Raw genomic sequence first — 22,589 nt, 5'->3', positions numbered from 1 at the left:
CGGGAGATCCGGCGTCTCGTGCGTCAGGCCCGCCCGGGCCGGGTAGGAGGACGGCCATGCCTAGCGATAACCCCGCCGGCGTCCTCTTCGACGTGGACGGCACCCTGGTCGACACCACGTACCTGCACACCGTGAGCTGGTGGGAGGCGCTGCGCCAGAACGAGCAGCCGGTGCCCATGGCCAGCGTGCACCGGGCCATCGGGATGGGTTCGGACAAGCTGCTGGACCACCTGCTCGGGCCCGAGCGCGACCGCGACGCCGACGGCAAGCTGCGCGACGCGCACGACACGCTCTACGCCGAGTACTGGGACCGGCTCGTCCCGCTACCCGGGGCCACCAGTCTGCTGCGGGCCTGCGCCGAGCGTGGGATGCGGGTGGTGCTCGCCACCTCCGCCGCCGAGCACGAGGCCGCCGCGCTGCGCCGGGCCCTCGACGCGGACGACGTGATCGACGCCGTGACGACCTCCGCCGACGCGAAGCAGAGCAAGCCGGCGCCGGACATCCTCGTGGCGGCCCTGGACCAGTCCGGGCTGCCCGCCGAGCGGGTGGTCTTCGTGGGCGACTCCGTCTGGGACGTCGCCGCGGCCGGCAAGCTGGACATCCCCTGCGTCGGCCTGACCTGTGGCGGGACGAGCCGGGGCGAGCTGGCCGGCGCCGGGGCGGTGGCGGTCTACGACGATCCGGCGGCACTGCTGGCCGCCCTGGACGACTCGCCCCTGACCCGGCCGCGGTAGCGGTTTCCTCGAGCCGCGTACGCATAGCTCTGCGCGTCGCGGGGCAAGGTCTTGCACCACCTGCCCGCGCGTCGCGGGCGCGGCGGAGGGTGGTGCGGTGGAACCGGTCGACGTGGCCTTCGCGGTGGTGGGGCTCGGCGCTCTGCTCGCCGGCATCCTCCCGCGGGTCCTGGAGCGTCGGCCGCTGTCCATGCCGATCGCGTTCCTCGGCCTCGGCATGGTGGTGTTCCTGCTGCCCACCGGGCTGCCCACGCCGAATCCGCTGGCCCATCCCGAGCTGGCCACCCACCTCACCGAGATCGGCGTCATCGTCGCCCTGATGGGCGCCGGGCTCAAGATCGACCGCCCGCTCAGCTGGTCGCGGTGGTCGTCCACCTGGCGGCTGCTGGTCATCGCCATGCCGCTGTGCATCGCCGCGGTGGCGCTGCTCGGCTGGTGGTGGGCGGGTCTCGTGCCGGCCGCGGCCCTGCTGCTCGGCAGCGCGCTCGCACCGACCGACCCGGTGCTCGCCTCGGACGTGCAGGTCGGCGAGCCGACCGACGTGGAGGACTCGGAGGACGAGGTGCGCTTCTCGCTCACCTCGGAGGCCGGGCTCAACGACGGGCTCGCCTTCCCGTTCGTGTACGCGGCCATCGCCATCGCCACCACCAGCCTCGCTCCCCGCGAATGGCTCCTCCGCTGGTTCACCGTGGACGTGCTGTGGAAGGTGACGATCGGCGTCGGCGGCGGGCTGCTCGTGGGGTGGCTGCTCGGCAAGCTGTTCTTCCGCGCCCCCAGCCACCTGCGGCTGGCCCGGCACGCCGAGGGCTTCCTCGCGCTGGCCGCCACGTTCCTCGCGTACGGGCTCGTGGAGGTCGTGGGCGGGTACGGCTTCCTGGCCGTCTTCGTGGCCGCCCGCGCGATCCGGTCCGCGGAGCGCACCCACGAGTTCCACTCGGTGCTGCACGACTTCGCCGAGCAGGTCGAGCGGCTGCTCACCGTCCTCCTGCTGCTGCTCTTCGGCGGCGCCGTGGTGGGCGGGTTGCTCGGCGCCCTCACGTGGCCGGCCGCCGCCGTCGGGCTGGCGCTGGTGTTCGTGATCCGGCCGCTGGTCGCGTGGCTGTCGCTGCGGGGCGCGCCCGGCCGCCCCGCCGAGCACTGGGTGATCTCGCTGTTCGGCATCCGCGGGGTGGGGTCGTTCTACTACCTCGCGTACGCCACCACGAAGGCCGCCTTCCCGCAGGCGGACCTCGTCTGGGCCACCGTCGGCCTCGTGGTGATCGTGTCGGTGGTGGTCCACGGCGTCGCGGCGACCCCGGTCATGCAACTGCTGGACCGGGCGGGCGAGCGCACCGCGGATCCGGCCGAGGGTCGAGGCGAGCCGGCCGTCAGCGGCGCGGCGAGCTGACCCTCCCCCGCCGCCCTCACGCCAGGCGTCCGACCAGGGCACGCCCGAGGTCCCGGCCGGAGCGCCACGCGGTCTGCACCCGCGGCGTGCCGAAGGCGTCGCCCGCGAGCCCGATGCCGTCGGCGTCGAGGTGGTACGTGCCCCGGCCCGCGACCGTCGGCTTCGCGTACGTCCACCGGTGCACGTGCACGTGCTCCGCCGGCTCCGGCAGCGCCAGCAGGTCCCGTACGGCCTCCTCGATCGCCGGCGCGGCGGCGGTCGGCTGCAGCAGGTGCCGGGAGGCGAACTCGGGCGTGGTGTGGGCGACCAGCACCGGGGCGCCGTCGCCACGCCGGTCGCCGTCGTCGCAGACGGTGCTGAGCAGGGGGTGGTCGTTGACGAACGCGCCGCGGAAGTCGGCCCACGCGCGGTCGGGGAAGCGCAGCACCCCGGCCAACGTCGGCGACCAGCGCTGCGCCTCGACGACCGCGGTGGCGGCCACGAGCGCCGGGTCCAGCAGCAGCGCCGCCTGCGGGCCCGGCATCGCGAGGACGATCGCGGCGCACGGGTCGCCGTCCACGCGGGGGCCGGGCTCGACGCCGAGCACCAGCCGGTCGACCGTCACGGGCACGTCCCGCGCGAGGTGCTCGACCAGCGAGCGCAGCCCGCGGGGCGCGGCCCAGCGCATCGGCCCGGGCACCTCACGCCGGCCGTCGCGCCCGTACGACACGAACGTGTCGGTCCACTCCCGGGCCAGCCCGGCCGCCCGCCACTCCTCCACGAGGAGCGCGAAACCGGGGTCGCTGACCGTGAAGTAGGCGGCGCCGGTGTCGGCCGGCCGGCCGTCGAAGCGCCGGCTGGCCATCCGCCCGCCGGGCACGTGGGCCCGCTCGCGCACGCTCACCGGCACCCCGGCCGCGGCCAGCTCGCGCGCGCACGCCACACCGGCCAGGCCGGCGCCGACCACCACCACGCCCGAGGGGTCCGGTCCCATCGCGCGATCGTATGCGCCGCCCCGCCACCGGAGCCGGCATGAACCTCCGACGATCGGGGTATTGGCACGCCTGTTCGATGAAAGGTGGAGACGATGACGGACCGCACCAGCAACGAGAACAACCCGCAGGCCGCGATCAAGGACCCCGACGAGTGGGTGACCGGCGCCGAGCCGCCCACCGCGGCTCAGGAGTCGTACCTGGCCACGCTGGCCCGCGAGGCGGACGCCGAGGTCCCGGACGGGCTCACCAAGGCCGAGGCGTCCAAGCGCATCGACGAGTTGCAGGAGGAGACCGGTCGCGGCCAGTGACGGCGCACCGGACTCCGGCCCGGGCTGCCCGCGCACGGGGGCGCGGCCGCCGGGCCGGGGTCAGCGCCGCGGGAGGCGGTGCAGCTCGACCCGGTCGAGCCGCCCCGCCGTCACGCGGGCGGTCAGGTAGGTGGCGTACGGCTGCGCCCGCCGGTCGGTCGGCGAACCGGGGTTGAGCAGCCGCAACCCGCCCGGCGCGACAGTGTCCCACGGGATGTGCGAGTGCCCGAACACCAGCAGGTCGGTGTCGGGGAAGCGGGCGGCGCAGCGTTCCTCCCGGCGCGTACGCGGCCCCGTCTCGTGCACCACGGCGACCCGCAACCCGTCCAGCTCCACGTGGGCGACCTCGGGCAGCCGGGCGCGCAGCGGCGGGCCGTCGTTGTTGCCGCACACCCCCACGAGCCGCCGGGCGCGAGCCTGCATCGCGTCGAGCAGCGACTCCTCGACCCAGTCCCCCGCGTGCAGCACCACGTCGGCCTCGTCGACCGCCGCCCAGAGCGGCGCCGGCAGGTCCCGGGCCCGCTTCGGCACGTGCGTGTCCGCGGTGATCACCAGGCGCATCCGCCCATTGTCGCCGTACGCCGAGCGGGACGCGCGCCGACGCGACGGCGTTACCGGGCGGCGGGGGCGGGAAAGGGAGTGCCGACCGAGGGAGGAAGTCATGACCAGTTCCACGGGTCCGACCGGTTGGCGACCGAGCGCCCCCGGCGGCGACCTGCTGCCGTCCGGCCCGGCCGGCCGGCCGACGACGCCCGGCGACGGGCGCGGCCCGGAGACCGGTCCGCCCACCGTGACGATCGGGTCGTATCCGGACTACCCGTCGGCGCAGCGCGTGATCGACTACCTGGCGGACAATCGCTTCCCGGTGGAGCACACCGCCATCGTGGGCACCAACCTCACCCTCGTGGAGACGGTGCTCGGCCGCATGACGACCGGGCGCGCGGCTCTCATCGGCGCCGGCACGGGCGCCTGGTTCGGGCTGTTCATCGGCCTGCTCTTCGGCATCTTCGCGGTCGGCAACTGGCTCGGTGTGATCGTGGTCGGCCTGGTGGTGGGCGCGATCTGGGGCGCCGTGTTCGGCGCGGTGGCACACGCCATGACCGGCGGCCAGCGGGACTTCACCTCGGCCAGCTCGCTGCGGGCCGGCCAGTACGCCGTCATCGTCGACGCGGACATGGCCGACCAGGCCCGACAACTCCTCGGGCGGCTGCACATGACCGCGCCGAACCCCGCCGCCCAGTGAGCGAACACGCCACCAGGGCGGGCATGATCGACTCGACTTCCCGGAGGGCGCGGTATCAACCCCGCCGGGACACCCCGACTTCACGGAAGAGGAGTCGATCAAGCCCCCGGGGGGGGGCACTGCGAGCCCCGACGGACGTCAGTGCGCGTACGACAGCTCGCCGGCGCGCAGCGGCACGTCGACCCGGTTCTCGGCCGGGGCGAGCGGGCACGCCCAGCGGTCGTCGTAGGCGCAGGACGGGTTGTAGAGATAGTTGGCGTCGAGCCGTACGCGCTCGCCGGGCAGCAGCGTCAGCCCGCGCCCGAAGGTGCCCTTCACCGTGTCGGTGAGGTAGCGGCCGCCGCCGTAGCTCTCGGGCCCGCAGGTGGCGTCCCGCACCGGCACGAACAGCCCTCCCCCGTACGCGGCGATCCACCACAGCGTCAGCGGCCCCCACGGCGTCTCGGCGACGGCGACGCGCCGGTAGCGGATCACGCCGTCCGGGCCGCCCGTGTCGATGTCGAGCTGGCCCTCGGCGGGCCGCAGCGGCGCCTCGACCACGGCCGACGGGTCCGGCGGGTAGTAGCGCAGCCCCGTGAAGCCGGCCCGTGCGGCGGGTGGGATGGGGCTCTGCGGGTGCTCGGCGAAGAGGCGGTCGCGCTCTGCCCGGAACCCCGCGAGGTCGAGGTCGGAGAGGTAGAGCCGCGCGATCCGTTCCCGCCAGTCGAGCAGGTCGAGGTCGTCCACCCGCCGAGCCTAGTCGCGCGGGAGGTCCCTACTTCCCGGATGTCGTGTGGATCTCGCGGGACCCACGACACATTGCTTAAATTTTGAAAGACCGGCTACCGTGGGGACGTGACCGAGAGCCTGGACAGCACCCGACTCGCCGCCTGGCGGGCCTACGTCGAGTCCAGCCAGCTGCTGCTCACGCAACTGGAGGACGACCTGCGCGCGTCGAGCCGGCTGACGATGGCCGACTACCACGTGCTCGTGCTGCTCTCCGAGGCTCCGGGGCAGCGGCTGCGGATGGGTGAGCTGGCCGGCCGGCTGGTCTTCTCCCCCAGCCGGCTCACCTACCAGATCTCCTCGATGCAGCGACGCGGGCTGGTCAGCCGGGAGCCCTGCCCGGAGGACCGGCGGGGCAGCGAGGCCGTGCTCACCGCCACCGGCCTGCTGACCCTGCGCGACGCCGCACCCCACCATCTGGCGTCGGTGCGGGCCCACCTCATGGACGACCTCGACGACGACGAGGTCGCCTGCCTCGCCCGGGTGTTCGCGCGGCTCGGCGCCCGCCTTCGCGCGACCCGCGACGCCGCCACCCCCACCACACGTTAGGAGCCACCGATGCCCGCGATCACCGTCGACGACGTGCTCGTCCTGCCCCGCCTGCCGCGGCTGCCCGAGTCCACCGCCTTCCGGCCGGTCCACCGGCTCACCACCGCGCCGAGCGGCTACGAGGGCGAGGGGTTCCCGGTGCGCCGGGCCTTCGCCGGGGTGCCGCTGAGCGAGCTGGACCCGTTCGTCCACCTCGACCAGATGGGCGAGGTCGACTACGCCCCGGGCGAGCCGAAGGGCACCTCGTGGCACCCGCACCGGGGCTTCGAGACGGTGACGTACATGATCGACGGGATCATGGACCACCAGGACTCACACGGTGGCGGCGGCACCATCACCAACGGCGACACCCAGTGGATGACGGCCGGCAGCGGCCTGCTGCACATCGAGGCGCCACCGGAGCACCTGGTGACCAGCGGCGGTCTGTTCCACGGCACCCAGCTCTGGGTCAACCTGCCGCGGGCGGCCAAGATGAACCCGCCGCGCTACCAGGACATCCGCGGTAAAGAGGCCGCACTGCTCACCACGCCCGACGGCGGGGCGCTGATCCGGGTGATCGCCGGCGAGATCGCCGGGCACGCCGGTCCCGGATCCACCCACACGCCGATCACCATCGCGCACGTCACCGTCGAGCCGGGCGCGGAGGTGGACCTGCCCTGGCAGCCGGGCTTCAACGCCCTCGCCTACGTGCTGGGCGGCCGCGGCACCGTCGGCGCCGAGCGGCGCCCGCTGCGCACCGGCCAGCTCGCGGTGCACGGGCCGGGCGACGCGCTGCGCTTCACCGCGGACGCCCGGCAGGATTCGCACACCCCGGCACTGGACCTCTACCTCATGGGCGGCCAGCCGATCCGGGAGCCGGTCGCGCACTACGGCCCGTTCGTCATGAACACCCGGGAGGAGCTCCTCCAGGCGTTCGAGGACTTCCAGGCGGGCCGGCTGGGCGTCGTCCCGGCGAAGCGGCTGCCGCACACCGGCGGTCAGGGCCCGCGGCCCTGACCTCTCCTCCGGTGGCGGGCCTTCGCGGCCCGCCGCCGGAGTCCCGGGTCACATCGGTGGTACGGGTCAGGAGACGGCGAAGATGCCGGCCACTCCGAGGATCACCATGAGCAGCACCGCCACCAGCGCCCCCCGTTCGCCTTCGACCGCCGGCTCGCGGTGCTCGATCACGGGGTTCGTCGTCTCGCCGGGCATGCTGGGGCCTCCTGCGTTGTCTGGCGTCGATCAGGACGGGTGCCGGCCGCGTCACCGGGTGTGCCGGAGTACGTCCCCACGGCGGGGGTCCTGCCGTGGGACGGGGTCGACGTGGGACGGTGCGAGGCCACCGCGGGTGGTTTCTCACCGCGACGCGACGCGCCGATCCGTTATCGGGGTTACCCGTCTGGGCCCGCGGAAACCTCCGCGAGCCGCGAAAACGCGAGATGTGTTGCCCGTTTCACCGCCGCCGGCCGCGCCGACGGTTACGGTGCGGCCCGCCCGAGGCGGCCGGGTGAGGGGCGTCCTGCCGATGCGGCGGCTACTCCGCCGGGGAGCCGGCCGACCGACGGCCCGTCGCGGCGCCGACCCGCTCGTGCGGCAGTGCGACGTCACCCGGGTGGACGGCCAGGCCGCCGGGGTGGGCGAACGACGCGCGCGGAGAGTAGAAGCCCCAGGCGATGGTGAGCGGGTTGTCCGGGCGGAGCGCGTAGGTCGGGTGTTCGGGCTCCAGGAACTCCACCCACTCGATCTCGAAGGGCGTCACCGGCTCGGCCACGTACGGGTACACGGCGCTCAGCAACTGCCCGTTCCGTCGGGTGAAGTAGCGGTGGTGGCCACTGCTGATCACGTGGCCCGTGTCGCCCACCCGGCAGCGCGCGCGGATCACGGGCACCCCGTCCAGCTCCGTCTCGGCGACGAGCACGCCCCCGCTCACCTCGATCGTGGTGTGGCCGGGCGAGGCGGGCGCCCCCCGGGTGCGGGCGTACCCGAGCACCCGTTCGCTGGAGGTCACGTAGTGGGTCCACCAGCCGCCGGGGCTGATGCCACCGGGGGCGTCCACCCCGCTCAGCGAGACCCCCAGGTACGTCAGGTCGTAGGCGCCGAAGCCCGAGGTCTGCGTCTCGTCGTCGACCACGTACTGGTTGAGGAAGACCTGCCGGTCCGGGCGGGGTCGCAGCCCGGACGGCACCAGCGCAGCGACCGCGCCCGGATCCGCCGGCAGCCAGCTGAAGTAGAGCGTGCGGCTGCTCAGGACGAGCTGCGGAGCGGCTGGGTCGAGCATGGCGTCTCCATCCCGGACGGGTCTATGGCGACGCTACGGGTGGTCCCGTGTACGGGACAAGGGCGGAAAGGTGACACTGCCGCCTGTTGTCGGCTTTCGCGTTGCCCGCACGGCCGCCCCGGGGCCGACCGTCCGGTCGCCCCGCCGGGATGTCCCGGTGGCGCCGGGTCGGCCGGACGAACCAGTAACGGCTCTCACAACCGATCGGCGATGCGCCCTATTTGACCTTTAACGTGACCGAAAATCACTTAAGTACATCGGCCGTTCGGCTAGATTTCCAGGAGACGATCGGGTTAAGGTGACTCCCGAACGGCCCATAGGAAGCTAAACCAATTCATCACGTCTTTATCCGCGGACGAGGTGCAGGGAGGACCACCCATGACCGCGCCAGCGATCAGTGAGCAGACGACCGGCACAACGCCGGCCAGCACGGCGAAGCTCGACCCACGGGCACTTTCCGACAGCGCGACCGACCTGCTGCACGCGATGGCCGCACTGCCGGCCAACCACCCGTCGCGGCCGGCCCTGCGCGACAAGGCGATCGAGGCCTGGCTGCCACTCGCCAACCACCTCGCGCACCGCTACAGCGGCCGGGGCGAGCCCACCGACGACCTGGCGCAGACCGCCGCCGTCGGCCTCATCAAGGCGATCGACAAGTTCGACCCGTCCCGCGGCGTCGACTTCGCCGGCTACGCGATCCCCACCATCATCGGCGAGCTCAAGCGGCACTTCCGTGACCGCACCTGGGACATCCGGGTGCCGCGCCGCCTCCAGGAGCTGCGCCTCGCGATCTCCGACGCCAACAGCTCGCTGCTGCAGACCCTGGGCCGCTCGCCCACGGTCGCCGACATCGCCGCCCACCTCAAGATCACCGAGGAAGAGGTCCTGGAGGGCCTCGAGGGCGCCCGCGCCTACAACGCGGTCTCGCTCTCGACCCCGACCGGCGACGGCGACCGGGCCACCGAGCTGGGCGACATGCTCGGCGGCGAGGACAGCGAGTTCGAGCTGGCCGAGCTGCGGGTCGCCCTCGGGCCGGCGCTCGCCACGCTCGACGAGCGCGAGCAGAAGATCCTCACCCTGCGCTTCTACGGCAACCTGACCCAGTCGCAGATCGCCGAGCAGATCGGCGTCTCGCAGATGCACGTCTCCCGGTTGCTGGCACGCGCGCTCACCAAGCTGCGGGGGCAGCTCGACGGGACCTACTAGGGGGTGACGCTGGTGGCCGGGTCGGTGGGACCCGGCCACCGGCATGTCCGGGGTCGATCCCGCTCACGAAACGTCACACTTACGTGACGCTCCGACTCCGCACCGCCCGGAGTCGTCGGGCTCGACGACCGGTCGCGTTCAAGATTCGCGCAACATCAGGGACGTAGTGGCCTTCCCGGGCTCTGGAGGGGACAACTACCGGGTAGCTGTGCGGATCTTCGGCGGCGGTGCCAGGATCCGGACGCGCTCGGTGATGTTACGGGGCCTGGCGTCCCACGAGAAAGGCAACATCCGGGAGTGTGGGGACCGGCCGCCAGTCGCACCCGAGATCCGCTCAACTTCAGGGATGTAGTGGCCTTCCCGCGCTCGGGAGGGGACAACTACCGGGTAGTTGTGCGGATCAACCGGCTGTCGTGCCCACGTCGGCACCCCAACGCGAGGCGACGACCGCCTGCTGCACGACCCCGGGCTTCCCCCGGCACCGACGCCGTGCCGCTCGACGAGCACCTCAACGCTCCCGTGCGGATCGTGACCGGGTGGGTCGGGCCGCCCGGCGTACCGCGGCCGCGCTCCCCCGCGGCCGCGCTCCCCCGCGGCGGGGCGCCGCGACGTTCCGGGGGTCCGGCCCGGGTGGCCACGCCGAGCCGGTGCGAGACTGGGCCGTGCTCTCCGACGTACGCCTGGACCTGCCCGTGCGGCCGACACTCCCCGCACTGGTCGAGGCCCTGGGCGCGGCGGGCACCGGGGTCCTGGTGGCGCCACCGGGCACCGGCAAGACCACGCTGGCGCCGCTGGCCGTGGCCGACCGGGTGGCAGGCCGCGTGGTCGTCGCCCAGCCCCGCCGGGTGGCCGCCCGCGCCGCGGCGCGCCGGATGGCGGAGCTGCTCGGCGAGCGGGTGGGCGGCAGGATCGGGTACGCGGTCCGCGGCGACCGCCGGGTGGGCCCGGACACCCGCGTCGAGGTGGTGACCACCGGGCTGCTCGTCCGCCGTCTCCTGCACGACCCCGAGCTTCCCGGCACCGGCGCCGTGCTGCTCGACGAGTGCCACGAGCGCCACCTCGACGCCGACCTGGCGCTCGCCTTCGCCGTGGAGGCGCGGGGCGCGCTCCGGCCGGACCTCTGGCTGCTGGCCATGTCGGCCACCCCGGAGGCCGACCGGTTCGCCGCGCTGCTCGGCGGCGCCGACACCCCCGCGCCGATCGTCCGGGCCGAGTCGGCGCTGCACCCGGTGACAAGGGTCTGGGCGCCTCCACCCCGGCCGGTGGCCGCGCCGGGCGCCGGCCCGGTGGACCGGGCCCTGCTCGACCACGTGGCCGTCACCGTACGGCGGGCCCTGCGCGAACGTGACGGTGACCTACTGGTCTTCCTGCCCGGGGCCGGCGAGATCGCGGCGGTCGCCGGACGCCTCGCCGACCTGCGCGACACCATCGACCTGCTGGCCCTGCACGGGCGCCTGCGCGCCGCCGAGCAGGACGCGGCGCTACGTCCGGCCGGCCGACGTCGGGTCGTGCTGGCCACCGCGGTGGCCGAGAGCAGCCTCACGGTGCCCGGCGTGCGGGTGGTGGTCGACGCCGGACTCAGCCGGGTGGCCCGGCTCGACCTGGCCCGCGGCCTCGGCGCGCTGGTCACCGTGCCGGTGTCCCGGGCCGCCGCGACGCAACGGGCCGGCCGGGCGGGGCGCGAGGCACCCGGCCACGTCTACCGCTGCTGGTCGCCCGCCACGCACGAGCGGCTGCCCGCGCAGCCGGAGCCGGAGATCGCCACCGCCGACCTCACCGGCTTCGCGCTGGACCTGGCCGCCTGGGGCCGACCGGACGGCACCGGGCTCGCGCTGCCCGACGCGCCGCCGGCCGCGGCCATGGCGGTGGCCCGGGACACGCTCGCCACACTCGGCGCGGTCGACGCCTCCGGCCGGATCACCGGGCGTGGGCGGCTGGTCGCCGCGGTGGGCGCCCATCCGCGGCTGGCCCGGGCCCTGCTCGACGGGGCTGCCCGGGTCGGGGCGGACCGCGCCGCCGAGATCGTCGCCCTGCTGGCCGAGGACGCCGTCGCCGGGCCCGGTGACGACCTGACCGCCGCGCTGCGGAGGCTGCGCGCCGGCGCCGATCCCGCCGCCACCGCCCGCTGGCGCGCCGAGACCCGCCGGCTGCGCACGCTCCTGCCCGCCGGCACGGACACGGGCGGCGACCGGCTGCCCGACGACCTGGCCGTCGGCCTGCTGGTCGGGCTGGCCCACCCCGAACGGCTCGCGCGGGCCCGCCGGAAGGGCGGCACGTCGTACCTCATGACCGGCGGCACCGCCGCGGAGCTGGCGGCCGGGTCCCCGCTCGCGGGCGCCGAATGGCTCGCCGTGGCCGTCGCCGACCGCTCCCCCGGCGCGCCCACCGCCCGGATCCGGCTCGCCACCACCCTCGACGAGGCCACCGCGCGGGAGGCCGCCGGGCCGCTGCTGCGCACCGAGCGGGAGGTCGGCTGGTCCGGCGCCGACGTGGTGGCCCGCGAGGTCGTACGGCTCGGCGCCATCGAGCTGGTGGATCGGCCACTGACCCGCCCCGACCCGGCGGAGGTCGGCGCGGCGCTGCTCGCGGGGCTGCGCCGCACCGGCCTCGGGCTGCTGGAGTGGACGCCGGCGGCGCGCGCCCTGCGCGAGCGTCTGGCGTTCTGCCGGCGGGCGCTCGGCGACGACTGGCCCGACGTGGACGACGAGGCCCTGCTCGCCGCCGCCCCGGTGTGGCTCGGCCCGGAGCTGGCCACCGCCCGGCGCCGGGCCGACCTGGCGCGGGTGGACGTGGCGACCGCGCTGCGCCGGCTGCTGCCGTGGGCGCAGGCGGCCCGGCTGGACGAGCTGGCACCCGAGCGGCTCACGGTGCCCAGCGGCTCGCGGATCCGGATCGACTACGCCGACGCGGCGGCGCCGGTGCTGCCCGTGAAGCTCCAGGAGACGTTCGGGTGGCGGGAGACCCCGCGCATCGCGGGCGGGCGGGTGCCCGTGCTGCTGCACCTGCTCTCACCGGCCGGCCGGCCCGTGGCGGTCACCGCCGACCTGGACTCGTTCTGGCGAACGGGCTACCCGCAGGTGCGGGCCGAGCTGCGCGGCCGCTATCCCCGGCACCCCTGGCCGGAGGACCCGACCACCGCCACGCCCACCCGGCATGCCACCCCGCGGCGGCGTTGACCGCCCGTCACTCCTCCACCACGTCGGCCACGACCACCGTGACGTTGTCCGGGCCACCGGCCCGCAACGCCAGGTCGATGAGCATGCGGGCGCACTCGGCCCGGTCCGGGTAGCCGGCCAGCACCTCGGCCAGCGTGTCCGGACGGACCACGTTGGAGAGGCCGTCGCTGCACAGCAGCCAGCGGTCACCGGCCCAGGGCACCATCGTCGCGTACGACGGGGAGACCTCCTCGCCCTGCAACGCCTGGGTGACCACGGCCCGCCGCGGATGGCTGCTGGCCTGGTCGGCGGTGATGAGGCCCTGGTCGACGAGCATCTGCACGAAGGTGTCGTCGCGGGTGATCTGCTTGAGCACGCCCTCCCGGAAGAGGTAGGCGCGGGAGTCGCCGATGTGGGCGAGCGCCAGGCAACTGCCGGTGCGGGCGAAGAGCAGGGCGGTCAGTGTGGTGCCCATGCCCTGCCGCTCCGGATCCTCGCTGACCGCCTGGCGGATCCGCACGGTGGCCCGCTCGATGCCGGTCTGCAGGGCGGCCACGAGACCGTCCTCGGGTGTCTCCACGTCCAGCGGCGCGAAGGCGTCGATGGCGATCGAGCTGGCCAGGTCGCCGGCCGCCATGCCGCCCATGCCGTCGGCGACGGCGACCAGCCACGTGCCGGCGTGCAGGGCGTCCTGGTTTCCGCTGCGGATCAGCCCACGGTCGCTCGTTCCCACGGAACGCAGCTTCAGGGTCATGGGAGGCAGCCTGCCAGGCGAAGGGCGCAGTTGTCTCTATGAGATCACGGCGGCGCCGCGTGGCGCGGCGAATCTCACTGCGTGGCGTCGCGCCGCGAGGCGGGTCTGCCTCATCCCGACGGTGTCCCCCACGGCTGTGACGCGCGTCGCCCGGCCCGGGCACCCCGCGCGGGACGCCGCCGTCCTACGGTCGGTACGTGTGCGACGACGGCGTCCCCACGGCGCGGGCCGGTTGACGGCCATCCGGATGTCACCGCCGCCGCCGCCCGGGCACCTGCGCTCCCTGGCCCTGGCCACCCTCGCGAACACCGTCGGCCTCGGGCTCTGGACCGCCGGGTCGGCGCTCTTCCTCACCCGCGTGGTGGGATTGAGCCCCGCCGCCGTGGGCGCCGGCCTCACGGTCGCCGGGCTCGTGGGCCTCACCGCGAGCGTCCCGCTGGGCGGGCTCGCCGACAGGTACGACCCGCGCGTCCTGCGTGCCACCCTGCAACTGCTGCAGGCCGCCGTGGCCGCGTGCTACCTGCTGGTCGGCTCGTTCCCGGCGTTCGTCGTGGTGGCCGTGCTCGACGCGCTGCTGGTCTCCGGCAACCTCGCCGTCCGGGCCGCGCTGGTGGCCGCCGTCGGCGGCCCCGAGGGGCGGGTGCACGCCTTCGCCACCCTCCGGGCGGTGGCCAACCTCGGGATCGCGCTCGGGGCCGGCCTGGCCGGGCTCGCGCTCGCCGCCGACACCCCGGTGGCGTACCACCTGCTCGTGCTCGGGAACGTGACGAGTTACCTCGTGTCGGCCGCCCTGATCATGCGTCTGCCGGCGTTCCCCCCGACCGGCGTCCCGACCGGTCGCCGCCGACTGCTGGACCTCCGGGCGCTGCGGGACGGGCCGTTCCTGGCCGTGAGCGCCGCGTCGGCCCTGCTCTCCCTGCACTTTGTCGTGCTCACCCTCGTGGTGCCGCTCTGGGCGGTGCGGCGGGCCGGCGCGCCGCCCGTCCTGGTGTCGGCGCTCCTGCTGGTGAACACGGTGCTCACCGTGCTGCTCGCCGTCCCGTTGAGCCGGGGCGCCCGCACCGCCCCGCGCGCCGCGGGCACCATGCGCCGCGCCGGGCTCGTGCTCGCGGCCGCCATGCTGGTGTACGCGGCGACCGCCGGCGCGCCGGCCTGGTCCACGATCCCCCTGCTGCTCGTCGCCACGGCGGTCTACACCGTCGGCGACCTGTGGCACGGCACGGGCGGCGCGGGGCTCGCGTACGACCTGGCCGACCCGGCGGCCGTCGGCGCGTACCAGGGCGCCGACGGTCTGCTCGCGGGCCTCGCCCGGGCCGCCGGGCCGGCCCTGCTCACCTGGGCGGTCCTGGACCGGGGTGGCCCCGGATGGCTCGGGCTCGCCGCCCTCTTCGCCCTGATGGGCCTGCTCGTCCCGGCCCTGACGCGACGGGCGCTACGGACCCGGCCGACGCCGGCCGGCAAGGCTCAGCCGATCTCCTCGTCCACGTAGCACCAGCGCCAGGTCTCCCCCGGCTGGATCGAGCGCATCACCGGGTGGCCGGTCTCCTCGAAGTGCACGCTCGCGTGCCGGTACGGGGACGAGTCGCAGCAGCCGACGTGCCCGCAGGTGAGGCAGGAGCGCAGGTGCACCCAGTCGGTGTTGCCGATCGCCACGCAGTCGGGGCACTCGTCGATGGTGTCGGGTGCGGCCGTGCCCGCCCCGGTCAGGTGGCCGCAGCTCACCGCTCCCCCTCCCGTCGCAGCAACGATTCCTCCAGGTCCAGGTCACGATATGCCCGCACCAGCACCTCCTCGGGGATCCGGCCGGTGTCCCGGGCCACCCGGAACACCTCACGCTCGGCGTCGATCATCTCCTGCCGCAGCCTCCCGTACGCCTGCGACGGCGTCTCCCGCTCGGCGCCGCCCAGCTGCTCCCAGGCCAGGTTGGTCCGGTCCTCCACGGCGCGGCGCAGCCGGTCCACGACGGGCGCCGGCGCGGTCTCGGCCAGCGCGTCGAGGCGCTCCCGCGCCGCCCGGCTGGCCTGCTGCTGCACGCCGGCCGCGGAGAGCGCGTCCTGCACCGGGTCGTCGGGCGGCAGCCTGAGCCGTCGTGCCACCACCGGCAGGGTGGCGCCCTGGCCGACGAGGGTCACCACGATCGTCGCGAAGGCCAGCCAGATGAACAGCGCCCGCGGGTACTCGGCCCCGCCGGCGACCGTGAGCGGCAGGGCGAGCGCGGCGGCCAGGGTGACCACGCCGCGCATCCCGGCCCAGCCGATGACGAGCGGGTACTTCGCGGGCTTCCGCTCGCCGTCCCGGCGGCGGACCCGGGGCACCAGCCGGGTGAGGTAGCTGACCGGGAAGAGCCAGAAGTAGCGGGCCAGGATGAGCGTGCCGAGCACCGCCGCCGTGACCCCGACGACCCGGTCGACCGGCTCGTCGAGATCCTGGAGCACGTCCGGGAGCTGGAGCCCGACGAGCAGGAAGACCAGGCCCTCGAGCAGGAACCGGACCAGCCGCCAGACCGCGCCCACCTGGAGGCGGGACGCGGCCGACAGGAGAACCGGCAGTTTGTGGCCGAGCGCGAGCCCGGTGACCACGACCGCCACGACGCCGGAGGCGTGGATCTCCTCGGCGGCGAAGACCACCGCGAACGGGATGATGAGCGAGAGCGCGTTGTCCAGCAGCGGGTCGCTGATCCGCTTGTGCACGAAGCCGAAGAGCACCGCCCCGATCGCGCCGACCACCACGCCGCCGCCCGCGGACCGCAGCACCTCGAGGCTCACGTCGGCGACCCCGACCGCCTCGCCGACCGCGGCCACGGTGGCGACCCGGAACAGCACCAGCGCCGTCGCGTCGTTGAGCAGGCTCTCCCCCTCGAGGATCGTGACGACCCGGCGGGGCAGCCCGATGCGCCGGGCCACCGCGGTCGCGGCCACGGCGTCCGGCGGGGCGAGCACCGCGCCGAGCGCCACGCACACGGCGAAGGGCACGGCCGGCAACAGCAGATGCAGGACGATGCCGATCGCGAACGCGGTGAACAGCACCAGCCCGACGGCGAGCAGCAGGATCGGGCGGAGGTTGTGCCGGAACGCCGGCACGGACGTCTCCAGCGCGGCGACGTAGAGCAGCGGCGGCAGGATCCCCACCAGCACCAGGTCCGGGTCGAGCCGGACGTGCGGGAAGCCGGGGACGTAGGAGAGCACGAGCCCCGCCACCACCAGCACGATCGGCGCCAGCAGGCCGAGCTTGCGCGCCAGCGCGGCGCCGAGCGTCGCGATCGCCAGGAAGACGACGACCTCGAAGAGTCCCTCCATGGGTCACGAGCCTAGGCAACGCCCAGGTGGGGCGATCATCGGGCGGCACGCACCTTCGGCAGCACCTCGCTGCCGAACGTGTCGAGGAAGGCGCGCTGCTCCTTCCCCACGTGGTGCAGGGCGATCTGGTCGAAGCCGAGCGCCGCGTACTCCTCCAGCCAGCCGACGTGCCGGCCCAGGTCGGACGAGACGTTCACCACCTGGCTCACCCGCTCCATCGGCACGTCCGCCGAGACGGCGTCGAAGTGGTCGACGGTCTCCAGGTCCCAGCAGACCGGCGGCGGGAAGACGTTGGTGCGCCACTGGTCGTACGCGATCGCCTCCGCCTCGGCCTGGTCGGGCGCCCAGCTGACGTGCACCTGGAGGTGAAGCGGCCCCCGGCCGCCGGCGTCCCGGTAGGCGGCGATCATCCGCCGCAGGTGCTTGACCGGCGCGTTCACGGTGATGAGGCCGTCGGCCCACCCGGCGCACCAGCGCGCGGTGGGCACGCTCACCGCCGCGCCGATGAGGGCCGGTGGCCGCTCGGGACGGCTCCACAGCCGTGCCCGGTCCACCCGGACCAGACCGTCGTGGCTGACCTCCTCGCCGGCCAGCAGCGCGCGGATGACGTCCACGCACTCCCGCAGGCGGGCGGCGCGCAGGTCCTTACGCGGCCAGCGATCGCCCGTGATGTGCTCGTTGGCGGCCTCGCCGGTGCCGAGTGCGGCCCAGAACCGGCCGGGGTACATGGCGGCGAGCGTGCCGATCGCCTGGGCGACGATCGCCGGGTGGTACCGCTGGCCGGGCGCGTTCACCACCCCGAACGGCAACCCGGTCGCCTGCAACGCCGACCCGAGCCAGGACCAGGCGAACCCGGAGTGCCCCTGGCGGGCGCTCCACGGCGAGAAGTGGTCCGAGCACATGGCGGCGTCGAAACCGACCTGTTCCGCGCGCACCACCGCGTCCAGCAGGGCACGGGGGTGGATCTGCTCGTGGGAGGCGTGGAAGGCGAACACCGTCATGGGTGCGTTCCGTACCCATGACGGTGTCCGTTGAAGCTTGCTGCGGGGCGGCGCTATTCGGCGTGCGCGCCGGCCGGCCCGGCCGAGCCGGCGCCCTCACCGCCCACCCAGACGGTCTTGGTGTTGCAGAACTCCCGCATGCCCAGCGCGGACAGCTCCCGGCCGTAGCCGGAGTTCTTCACCCCGCCGAAGGGCAGCTCCGGGAAGGAGGTCGTCATCCCGTTGATGAACACGTTCCCGGCGTCCAGGTCCGTGGTGAACCGTGCCTGCTCGTCCGGGTCCCGGGTCCAGGCGTTCGAGCCGAGCCCGAAGGTCGTGCCGTTGGCCACCTCGATCGCCTCCTCGTACGACGACACCCGGAACAGGCCGGCGACCGGGCCGAACACCTCCTCCCGCCACATCCGCATCTCGGGGGTGAGGTCGGTGACCACGGTCGGCGGATACCACCAGCCGTCGCCGGGAGGCACTTCCCCGCCCACGAGCACCGTGGCCCCGTTGTCGATCGCGTCCTGCACCTGGGCGTGCACCTCGTCGCGGCCGCGTTCGCTGGCGAGGGGGCCGACGTCGGTCTGGTCGTCCATCGGGTCGCCCACGCGCAGTGCGGACATGTTCGCCGCGAACTTCTCGGCGAAGGCGTCGAAGACGTCGTCGTGCACGATGAACCGCTTCGCGGCGATGCAGGACTGCCCGTTGTTCTGGCAGCGCGCCGTGGTGGCCACCTCGGCGGCCCGGTCCAGATCCGCGGAGGGCATCACCACGAACGGGTCGCTGCCGCCCAGCTCCAGCACGGTCTTCTTCAGCTCGCGCCCGGCGATCTGGGCGATGGACCGGCCGGCGCCCTCGCTGCCGGTGAGCGTCGCCGCGCGCACCCGGGGGTCGCTGAGGATGTGGTCGACGGCCTCCGACCCGACCAGCAGCGTGGTGAACGCGCCCTCGGGGAAGCCGGCGCGGCGGAACACGTCCTCCAGCAGCAGCGCGGTCTGCGGCACGTTGGAGGCGTGCTTGAGCAGGCCCGTGTTGCCGGCCACCAGCGCCGGTGCGGCGAAGCGCATCACCTGCCAGAGGGGAAAGTTCCACGGCATGACGGCGAGCACCGGGCCGATCGGCTGGTAGCGGACGAACGCGCGGGTGGCGCTGACCGCCGCCGCGTCGGCGGGCTCGTCGGCGAGGAACTCGGCCGCGTGGGCCGCGTAGAACCGGGCCGCCTTGGCGCACTTGGTGACCTCGGCCTTCGCCGACGCGTACGTCTTGCCCATCTCGGTGGTCATGATCCGGGCGATCTCGTCACGCTCGGCGTCGAGCACGTCGGCCGCCGCGTTCAGCCAGCCCGCCCGCTGGTCGACCGTGGTGCCGTGCAACTGCCGGAAGGCGAGGTCGGCCCGCTCGATGGCGGCGTCGATCTGCTCGGTGGACATCGGGTCGTACGTCTTGAGCACCTGTCCGGTGGCGGGGTTGGTGGTGGCGATGGACATCTCGTCCTCCTGTCACTCGAACAGTGAGTGCCGTACGCCCGGCTCCTCGCGACGGCGGGCGGCGCGGCGGCGCTGGATGATGACCAGGTCGACCACGGCGACCACCGCGAAGAACGCGCAGACCACGCCCAACCACGCGATGCCCGCCAGGAACGCCAGCACCGCGAAGATCGCCATGATCACCAGGCCGAAGCCGGCGAGCGCGAGCCGGAGGTTCAGCGCGCTGTACGCGTGCCCGACCGTGCCGCGGGCGCGGCGAGGCTGCGATCTCGTCATTCCACCGACCTACCCCCGGACGGGCGGGGTTAACCGCGCGGGCGGCAGCCTCCGCCGCGGACGGCAGCCTCCGGCCCCGGGCGGCAGCCTCCGGCCCCGGGCGGCAGCCTCCGGCCCCGGGCGGCAGCCTCCGGCCCCGGGCGGCAGCCTCCGGCCCCGGGCGGCAGCCTCCGCCACGCGGGCGGCCGGCGCGGTCAGCCGATGTCGGCGAGCCTCGGCACGATTCGCTCGCCGACCTGCTCGGCGAACTCGGCGGGGTGCCGGTCCGGCGTCACCTGGAGCTCGGTCACGCCGAGAGCGGCGTAGTCCCGGGCGGCCGCGAGGAACGCCTCCGGCTCGTCGACCGGGGAGATCCGCATGGCGACGGTCTTCTGCACGCTGTCGTAGTCACGCCCCTCGGCCTCACAGTGCGACCGGAGCACGTCGAGCTTGTGCCGCAGCTCGTCCACCGGGGCGCTGAAGAGGTTGCACGAGTCGGCGTAGCGGGCGACCAGCAGGAGCGTCTTCCGCTCCCCGCTTCCGCCGATCATGATGGGCGGGCGTGGCCGGCCGATCGGGGCCGGCACGCAGAGCGTCTCGGCGAGCTGGTAGTGCCGGCCCTCGAAGGGGCCGTTGTCCGGGCTCCACATCTGCAGGCAGATCCGCAGGGTCTCCTCGAGCCGCTCGAACCGCTCGCCCATCGGCACCACCGGCACGCCCAGGCCCCGCTGCTCCCGCTCGTACCAGGAGGCGCCGATGCCCAGTCGGGCGCGACCGCGGGAGAGCACGTCGAGGGTGGTGACGATCTTGGCGAGCAGCCCCGGGTAGCGGTACATCACGCCGGTGACCAGCACACCGAGCGTCATCCGCTCGGTGTGCGCGGCGACGAAGCCGAGCGTGGTGTACGCCTCCAGCATCGGTTCCTCGGCCGGCGCCACGGCCTCCATCTGGAAGTAGTGGTCCATGACGGTGAAGGAGGCGAACCCGGCCGCCTCGGCGAGCTGCGCCGTGCGCGCCAGGGTGGGGGCGATCAGCTCCGGCTCGGGCGGGGTGGTGTAGGTCCAGTAGTGCAGGCCAAGTTTCACAACCACACCCCTCCTCGCGACCTCCGGCTGTCCGCGCCGGGTCCGATCCAGCGTTCCACTTCGAGCGCGCTGGAAGTCAAGATCCGTCTGCTGTCGCCCGATGGCTCGACCCCCGCGACCCGCCACCGCAAGGGGTGTGGCGGATAGCCGACAGCAGCCGTTCGCCCCGAACCCGCGCGCATAGAGTGACCGGGCCGTAGCCGTGTGTCGCCGGACGGGGAAGGTCATGCCTCGACGCTGGGTCACCGCCGTCGCGTGCCTCCTGGCGCTGGTCGCCCTCGCCTGCGAGGGCGGTGGCGAGGCGGGCCCCCGGCCCTCCCGCGCCACGCCGCAGCCCGGCGGCTCGGGCGGCATCGCGGCGCTCGGCGACTCGATCAGCACCGGCTTCGGCTCCTGCCTGGTGCTCACCTCGTGCGAGCGCAACTCCTGGTCCACCGGCGACGGCCTGCGGGTCCGCAGCCTCTACCGCCGGCTGCTCGACCGCGATCCGGCCATCCGGGGCCGGGCGCACAACCACGCGCGGCCGGGCGCCCGGGCCGCGGCACTGGAGGAGCAGGCCCGGGCGGCCGTACGCGACCGCGTCGACCACGTGACGGTGCTCGTCGGCGCCAACGACGCCTGCCGTGGCGGGATCGAGGCGATGACCCCGGTGGCGGAGTTCCGGGCCGGTGTCGACCGGGGGCTGCGGGCGCTGCGCGCAGGTCGCCCGAAGGCGCGGGTGCTGGTCGTGAGCATCCCCGACCTGCACCGGCTCTGGGAGGTGGGGCACACCGACTCCCGAGCGGTCCGCGCCTGGGGGCGCGGCGTCTGCCCGGCGCTGCTGGCCCACCCGACCTCGACGGCGCCCGCGGACCGGGCCCGGCGGGCCGCCTTCCGCGACCGGATCGCCGCCTACAACGCGCAACTGGCGGCGGCGTGCCGGGCGTACGGGTCGCGCTGCCGCTACGACGGCGGGGCGGTGCACCGGGTGCGGTTCGACCTGGACCTGGTCAACCGCCTGGACTGGTTCCACCCGAACGTGACCGGCCAGGGCCGCCTCGCCGAGGTGGCGTGGCGGGCCTCCGGTCTCGATCACTGACCCCGGGATGGGCGCCGTCGGGCGCCGGAGCACACGCCCCGGCTCACCCCCGACGCGGCCCGGGGACCCCCTCGCGCTGCCGGTAGAGCGCCCGGGAGCGCTCGGCGAGTTCCTTCGTGGCCGAGGAGTTCGCCCAGGTACCCAGGATGATCGCCGCGCCCGGCACGACCTTCGCGAACACGCGCTTGGCGGCCCGCACGCCGGCCATCTGCGCCAGCCGGACGCCGAGGCGCAGCATCACCTTGCCGAGTTGGTGCTGCCCGCCCCGACCGAACAGCGCGCCCGCGCGCTCGCGGCCGGCGGCCACACCGAGCGCCAGCCGGGCGCTCTCGGCCACCTTGTGCACCCGCTGGAGGACCAGCAGGTCGGTGGCGCGGTCGGTGTGCAGTGGGTCGACCCCGTACGCCGCGGCGATGTGCAGCACCATCCGGGCCTGGGTCCAGGCCAGCACGCCCACGTCGATCACCGCGCCGGGCAGGCCGGCCGCGCCGGAGACGGCGCCGGAGAGGCGCGCGTGGTTGACGAACCGGCGGACCACCTGCTCGGCGAGGACGTCGGCGGGGACGTCGGGCTGCTCGGCCCGGACCCGCTGGGCCCACTGCGCCGCCTCCGGCCCGAGCCGGCGCACCGCCTCCAGCGCGAGGTGCTCCGGGGCGTACTGCGGATCGTCGCGCATCCGGTCCCAGAGCGTGGCCGGTGGCGTCTCCGGGGCGTCCTCGCCGGCCGCCACGGGCGCGGGCGGCGCGGGTGGCTGCGGCGCGGGAGTGGGCGGCGGGCCGTCGGCGGGTACGGGATCGGTCACAGGTGCTCCCGGGGGTCGGCGCAGGCGGGCACGGCGTCCTGCGGGTGGTCAGCGGCGGTGGGACAGCCGGGAGGCCAGCCCGCGCAGTTTCCGCTGGGTCTCCGGCTTGGCCAGCTCGCGGCGGCCCCGCGCGACGAGTTGCTGCCCCTTGGGTGAGCGCAGGAACGTGTTGATCCGTTGCAGCAGAGACATCTCGGTCCTCCTGTGGGTGTGCCCTCACTCATGTGTACCTGGAACCGACAACGGATGTACCCAGGATCACACCGAC

24 protein-coding genes are annotated in these 22,589 nt (G+C 74.5%); 10 read left to right on the top strand and 14 right to left on the bottom strand.

Annotated elements, in window-relative coordinates; translation table 11 throughout:
- Window positions 1–56: 56 nt before the first annotated feature.
- Window positions 57–734: an HAD family hydrolase gene (locus tag ACSNOA_RS12370; RefSeq protein ID WP_436658120.1), complete on the top strand. Its 678-nt coding sequence runs from the start codon at window positions 57–59 to the stop codon at window positions 732–734.
- Between the two features lie 97 nt (window positions 735–831).
- A complete protein-coding gene (locus ACSNOA_RS12365) occupies window positions 832–2,121 on the top strand; it encodes a cation:proton antiporter (RefSeq protein ID WP_436658119.1) in 1,290 nt (429 codons plus the stop codon).
- Between the two features lie 16 nt (window positions 2,122–2,137).
- Here the strand turns inward: ACSNOA_RS12365 and ACSNOA_RS12360 are convergent, their stop codons facing one another.
- Window positions 2,138–3,073, bottom strand: a complete 936-nt coding sequence (locus ACSNOA_RS12360; RefSeq protein WP_436658389.1) for an NAD(P)/FAD-dependent oxidoreductase — start codon at window positions 3,071–3,073, stop codon at window positions 2,138–2,140.
- Window positions 3,074–3,187: 114 nt separating this feature from the next.
- Here ACSNOA_RS12360 and ACSNOA_RS12355 point away from each other — a divergent pair, with 114 nt between their 5' ends.
- On the top strand, window positions 3,188–3,403 hold the full coding sequence (locus ACSNOA_RS12355) for a DUF3072 domain-containing protein (RefSeq protein ID WP_436658118.1): 216 nt from the start codon (window positions 3,188–3,190) through the stop codon (window positions 3,401–3,403).
- Window positions 3,404–3,463: 60 nt separating this feature from the next.
- Here ACSNOA_RS12355 and ACSNOA_RS12350 read toward each other — a convergent pair whose 3' ends face one another.
- Window positions 3,464–3,964 (bottom strand): metallophosphoesterase family protein, encoded by a 501-nt coding sequence (locus ACSNOA_RS12350; protein WP_436658117.1) that lies wholly within the window; start codon window positions 3,962–3,964, stop codon window positions 3,464–3,466.
- Window positions 3,965–4,064: 100 nt separating this feature from the next.
- Here ACSNOA_RS12350 and ACSNOA_RS12345 point away from each other — a divergent pair, with 100 nt between their 5' ends.
- A complete protein-coding gene (locus ACSNOA_RS12345; RefSeq protein WP_436658116.1) occupies window positions 4,065–4,646 on the top strand; it encodes a general stress protein in 582 nt (193 codons plus the stop codon).
- A 138-nt stretch (window positions 4,647–4,784) separates the two neighbouring features.
- On the opposite strand, the gene ACSNOA_RS12340 is transcribed toward ACSNOA_RS12345, so the two are convergent.
- Window positions 4,785–5,372 carry a DUF1684 domain-containing protein gene (locus tag ACSNOA_RS12340; protein WP_436658115.1) on the bottom strand — a complete coding sequence of 196 codons (588 nt, stop codon included), beginning with the start codon at window positions 5,370–5,372 and terminating at the stop codon, window positions 4,785–4,787.
- A 108-nt stretch (window positions 5,373–5,480) separates the two neighbouring features.
- On the opposite strand from ACSNOA_RS12340, the gene ACSNOA_RS12335 reads away from it, so the two are divergent.
- Both ACSNOA_RS12335 and ACSNOA_RS12330 read left to right on the top strand, forming a co-directional pair.
- Window positions 5,481–5,960, top strand: a complete 480-nt coding sequence (locus ACSNOA_RS12335; protein WP_436658114.1) for a MarR family winged helix-turn-helix transcriptional regulator — start codon at window positions 5,481–5,483, stop codon at window positions 5,958–5,960.
- A 9-nt stretch (window positions 5,961–5,969) separates the two neighbouring features.
- The gene (locus tag ACSNOA_RS12330) at window positions 5,970–6,956 is read left to right on the top strand and encodes a pirin family protein (RefSeq protein ID WP_436658113.1); all 987 of its coding nucleotides are present in this window, start codon (window positions 5,970–5,972) and stop codon (window positions 6,954–6,956) included.
- Window positions 6,957–7,022: 66 nt separating this feature from the next.
- Here ACSNOA_RS12330 and ACSNOA_RS12325 read toward each other — a convergent pair whose 3' ends face one another.
- Window positions 7,023–7,151 (bottom strand): hypothetical protein, encoded by a 129-nt coding sequence (locus tag ACSNOA_RS12325; RefSeq protein WP_436658112.1) that lies wholly within the window; start codon window positions 7,149–7,151, stop codon window positions 7,023–7,025.
- 322 nt (window positions 7,152–7,473) lie between these two features.
- Window positions 7,474–8,217, bottom strand: a complete 744-nt coding sequence (locus tag ACSNOA_RS12320; protein ID WP_436658111.1) for a hypothetical protein — start codon at window positions 8,215–8,217, stop codon at window positions 7,474–7,476.
- A 378-nt stretch (window positions 8,218–8,595) separates the two neighbouring features.
- Between ACSNOA_RS12320 and ACSNOA_RS12315 the strand changes: the two genes are divergently transcribed.
- Together ACSNOA_RS12315 and hrpB are read left to right on the top strand one after the other, a co-directional pair.
- A complete protein-coding gene (locus ACSNOA_RS12315; RefSeq protein ID WP_436658110.1) occupies window positions 8,596–9,423 on the top strand; it encodes a SigB/SigF/SigG family RNA polymerase sigma factor in 828 nt (275 codons plus the stop codon).
- Window positions 9,424–10,085: 662 nt separating this feature from the next.
- Window positions 10,086–12,599, top strand: coding sequence for an ATP-dependent helicase HrpB (gene hrpB, locus ACSNOA_RS12310; protein ID WP_436658388.1), 2,514 nt, complete (start codon window positions 10,086–10,088; stop codon window positions 12,597–12,599).
- A gap of 7 nt (window positions 12,600–12,606) precedes the next feature.
- Here hrpB and ACSNOA_RS12305 read toward each other — a convergent pair whose 3' ends face one another.
- The gene (locus tag ACSNOA_RS12305) at window positions 12,607–13,332 is read right to left on the bottom strand and encodes a PP2C family protein-serine/threonine phosphatase (protein WP_436658109.1); all 726 of its coding nucleotides are present in this window, start codon (window positions 13,330–13,332) and stop codon (window positions 12,607–12,609) included.
- Between the two features lie 247 nt (window positions 13,333–13,579).
- On the opposite strand from ACSNOA_RS12305, the gene ACSNOA_RS12300 reads away from it, so the two are divergent.
- On the top strand, window positions 13,580–14,821 hold the full coding sequence (locus tag ACSNOA_RS12300) for an MFS transporter (protein WP_436658387.1): 1,242 nt from the start codon (window positions 13,580–13,582) through the stop codon (window positions 14,819–14,821).
- On the opposite strand, the gene ACSNOA_RS12295 is transcribed toward ACSNOA_RS12300, so the two are convergent.
- The 6 genes from ACSNOA_RS12295 to ACSNOA_RS12270 form a co-directional block, all read right to left on the bottom strand.
- The gene (locus tag ACSNOA_RS12295; protein ID WP_436658108.1) at window positions 14,797–15,054 is read right to left on the bottom strand and encodes a UBP-type zinc finger domain-containing protein; all 258 of its coding nucleotides are present in this window, start codon (window positions 15,052–15,054) and stop codon (window positions 14,797–14,799) included. The genes ACSNOA_RS12300 and ACSNOA_RS12295 overlap by 25 nt on opposite strands.
- Window positions 15,051–16,628 carry a Na+/H+ antiporter gene (locus ACSNOA_RS12290; protein WP_436658107.1) on the bottom strand — a complete coding sequence of 526 codons (1,578 nt, stop codon included), beginning with the start codon at window positions 16,626–16,628 and terminating at the stop codon, window positions 15,051–15,053. The genes ACSNOA_RS12295 and ACSNOA_RS12290 overlap by 4 nt, the downstream gene beginning before the upstream one ends.
- Before the next feature lie 35 nt (window positions 16,629–16,663).
- Window positions 16,664–17,629, bottom strand: coding sequence for a TIGR03885 family FMN-dependent LLM class oxidoreductase (locus ACSNOA_RS12285; RefSeq protein ID WP_436658106.1), 966 nt, complete (start codon window positions 17,627–17,629; stop codon window positions 16,664–16,666).
- Between the two features lie 53 nt (window positions 17,630–17,682).
- Window positions 17,683–19,101: an NADP-dependent succinic semialdehyde dehydrogenase gene (locus ACSNOA_RS12280; protein WP_436658105.1), complete on the bottom strand. Its 1,419-nt coding sequence runs from the start codon at window positions 19,099–19,101 to the stop codon at window positions 17,683–17,685.
- 12 nt (window positions 19,102–19,113) lie between these two features.
- Window positions 19,114–19,377 (bottom strand): DUF6343 family protein, encoded by a 264-nt coding sequence (locus ACSNOA_RS12275; protein WP_436658104.1) that lies wholly within the window; start codon window positions 19,375–19,377, stop codon window positions 19,114–19,116.
- Between the two features lie 194 nt (window positions 19,378–19,571).
- Window positions 19,572–20,447: an LLM class F420-dependent oxidoreductase gene (locus ACSNOA_RS12270; RefSeq protein ID WP_436658103.1), complete on the bottom strand. Its 876-nt coding sequence runs from the start codon at window positions 20,445–20,447 to the stop codon at window positions 19,572–19,574.
- 220 nt (window positions 20,448–20,667) lie between these two features.
- Here ACSNOA_RS12270 and ACSNOA_RS12265 point away from each other — a divergent pair, with 220 nt between their 5' ends.
- Window positions 20,668–21,519, top strand: coding sequence for a GDSL-type esterase/lipase family protein (locus ACSNOA_RS12265; RefSeq protein ID WP_436658102.1), 852 nt, complete (start codon window positions 20,668–20,670; stop codon window positions 21,517–21,519).
- 43 nt (window positions 21,520–21,562) lie between these two features.
- Here the strand turns inward: ACSNOA_RS12265 and ACSNOA_RS12260 are convergent, their stop codons facing one another.
- The gene (locus tag ACSNOA_RS12260) at window positions 21,563–22,321 is read right to left on the bottom strand and encodes an EcsC family protein (RefSeq protein ID WP_436658101.1); all 759 of its coding nucleotides are present in this window, start codon (window positions 22,319–22,321) and stop codon (window positions 21,563–21,565) included.
- A gap of 48 nt (window positions 22,322–22,369) precedes the next feature.
- Window positions 22,370–22,513: a hypothetical protein gene (locus ACSNOA_RS12255; RefSeq protein WP_436658100.1), complete on the bottom strand. Its 144-nt coding sequence runs from the start codon at window positions 22,511–22,513 to the stop codon at window positions 22,370–22,372.
- Window positions 22,514–22,589: the final 76 nt, after the last annotated feature.

The organism is Micromonospora sp. URMC 103 (assembly GCF_051386435.1).
GTDB lineage: Bacteria > Actinomycetota > Actinomycetes > Mycobacteriales > Micromonosporaceae > Micromonospora.
This window is presented reverse-complemented; position numbering and strand designations above follow the sequence as displayed.

What these genes read in the sequence shown, in the direction of transcription:
- ACSNOA_RS12370 (WP_436658120.1), top strand. Translation starts at nt 57, where the DNA reads ATGCCTAGCGATAACCCCGCCGGCGTCCTCTTCGACGTGGACGGCACC.
- ACSNOA_RS12355 (WP_436658118.1), top strand. Translation starts at nt 3,188, where the DNA reads ATGACGGACCGCACCAGCAACGAGAACAACCCGCAGGCCGCGATCAAG.
- ACSNOA_RS12350 (WP_436658117.1), bottom strand. Translation starts at nt 3,964, where the DNA reads ATGCGCCTGGTGATCACCGCGGACACGCACGTGCCGAAGCGGGCCCGG.
- ACSNOA_RS12345 (WP_436658116.1), top strand. Translation starts at nt 4,065, where the DNA reads ATGACCAGTTCCACGGGTCCGACCGGTTGGCGACCGAGCGCCCCCGGC.
- ACSNOA_RS12330 (WP_436658113.1), top strand. Translation starts at nt 5,970, where the DNA reads ATGCCCGCGATCACCGTCGACGACGTGCTCGTCCTGCCCCGCCTGCCG.
- ACSNOA_RS12325 (WP_436658112.1), bottom strand. Translation starts at nt 7,151, where the DNA reads ATGCCCGGCGAGACGACGAACCCCGTGATCGAGCACCGCGAGCCGGCG.
- ACSNOA_RS12320 (WP_436658111.1), bottom strand. Translation starts at nt 8,217, where the DNA reads ATGCTCGACCCAGCCGCTCCGCAGCTCGTCCTGAGCAGCCGCACGCTC.
- ACSNOA_RS12315 (WP_436658110.1), top strand. Translation starts at nt 8,596, where the DNA reads ATGACCGCGCCAGCGATCAGTGAGCAGACGACCGGCACAACGCCGGCC.
- ACSNOA_RS12305 (WP_436658109.1), bottom strand. Translation starts at nt 13,332, where the DNA reads ATGACCCTGAAGCTGCGTTCCGTGGGAACGAGCGACCGTGGGCTGATC.
- ACSNOA_RS12300 (WP_436658387.1), top strand. Translation starts at nt 13,580, where the DNA reads ATGTCACCGCCGCCGCCGCCCGGGCACCTGCGCTCCCTGGCCCTGGCC.
- ACSNOA_RS12290 (WP_436658107.1), bottom strand. Translation starts at nt 16,628, where the DNA reads ATGGAGGGACTCTTCGAGGTCGTCGTCTTCCTGGCGATCGCGACGCTC.
- ACSNOA_RS12285 (WP_436658106.1), bottom strand. Translation starts at nt 17,629, where the DNA reads ATGACGGTGTTCGCCTTCCACGCCTCCCACGAGCAGATCCACCCCCGT.
- ACSNOA_RS12280 (WP_436658105.1), bottom strand. Translation starts at nt 19,101, where the DNA reads ATGTCCATCGCCACCACCAACCCCGCCACCGGACAGGTGCTCAAGACG.
- ACSNOA_RS12275 (WP_436658104.1), bottom strand. Translation starts at nt 19,377, where the DNA reads ATGACGAGATCGCAGCCTCGCCGCGCCCGCGGCACGGTCGGGCACGCG.
- ACSNOA_RS12265 (WP_436658102.1), top strand. Translation starts at nt 20,668, where the DNA reads ATGCCTCGACGCTGGGTCACCGCCGTCGCGTGCCTCCTGGCGCTGGTC.
- ACSNOA_RS12255 (WP_436658100.1), bottom strand. Translation starts at nt 22,513, where the DNA reads ATGTCTCTGCTGCAACGGATCAACACGTTCCTGCGCTCACCCAAGGGG.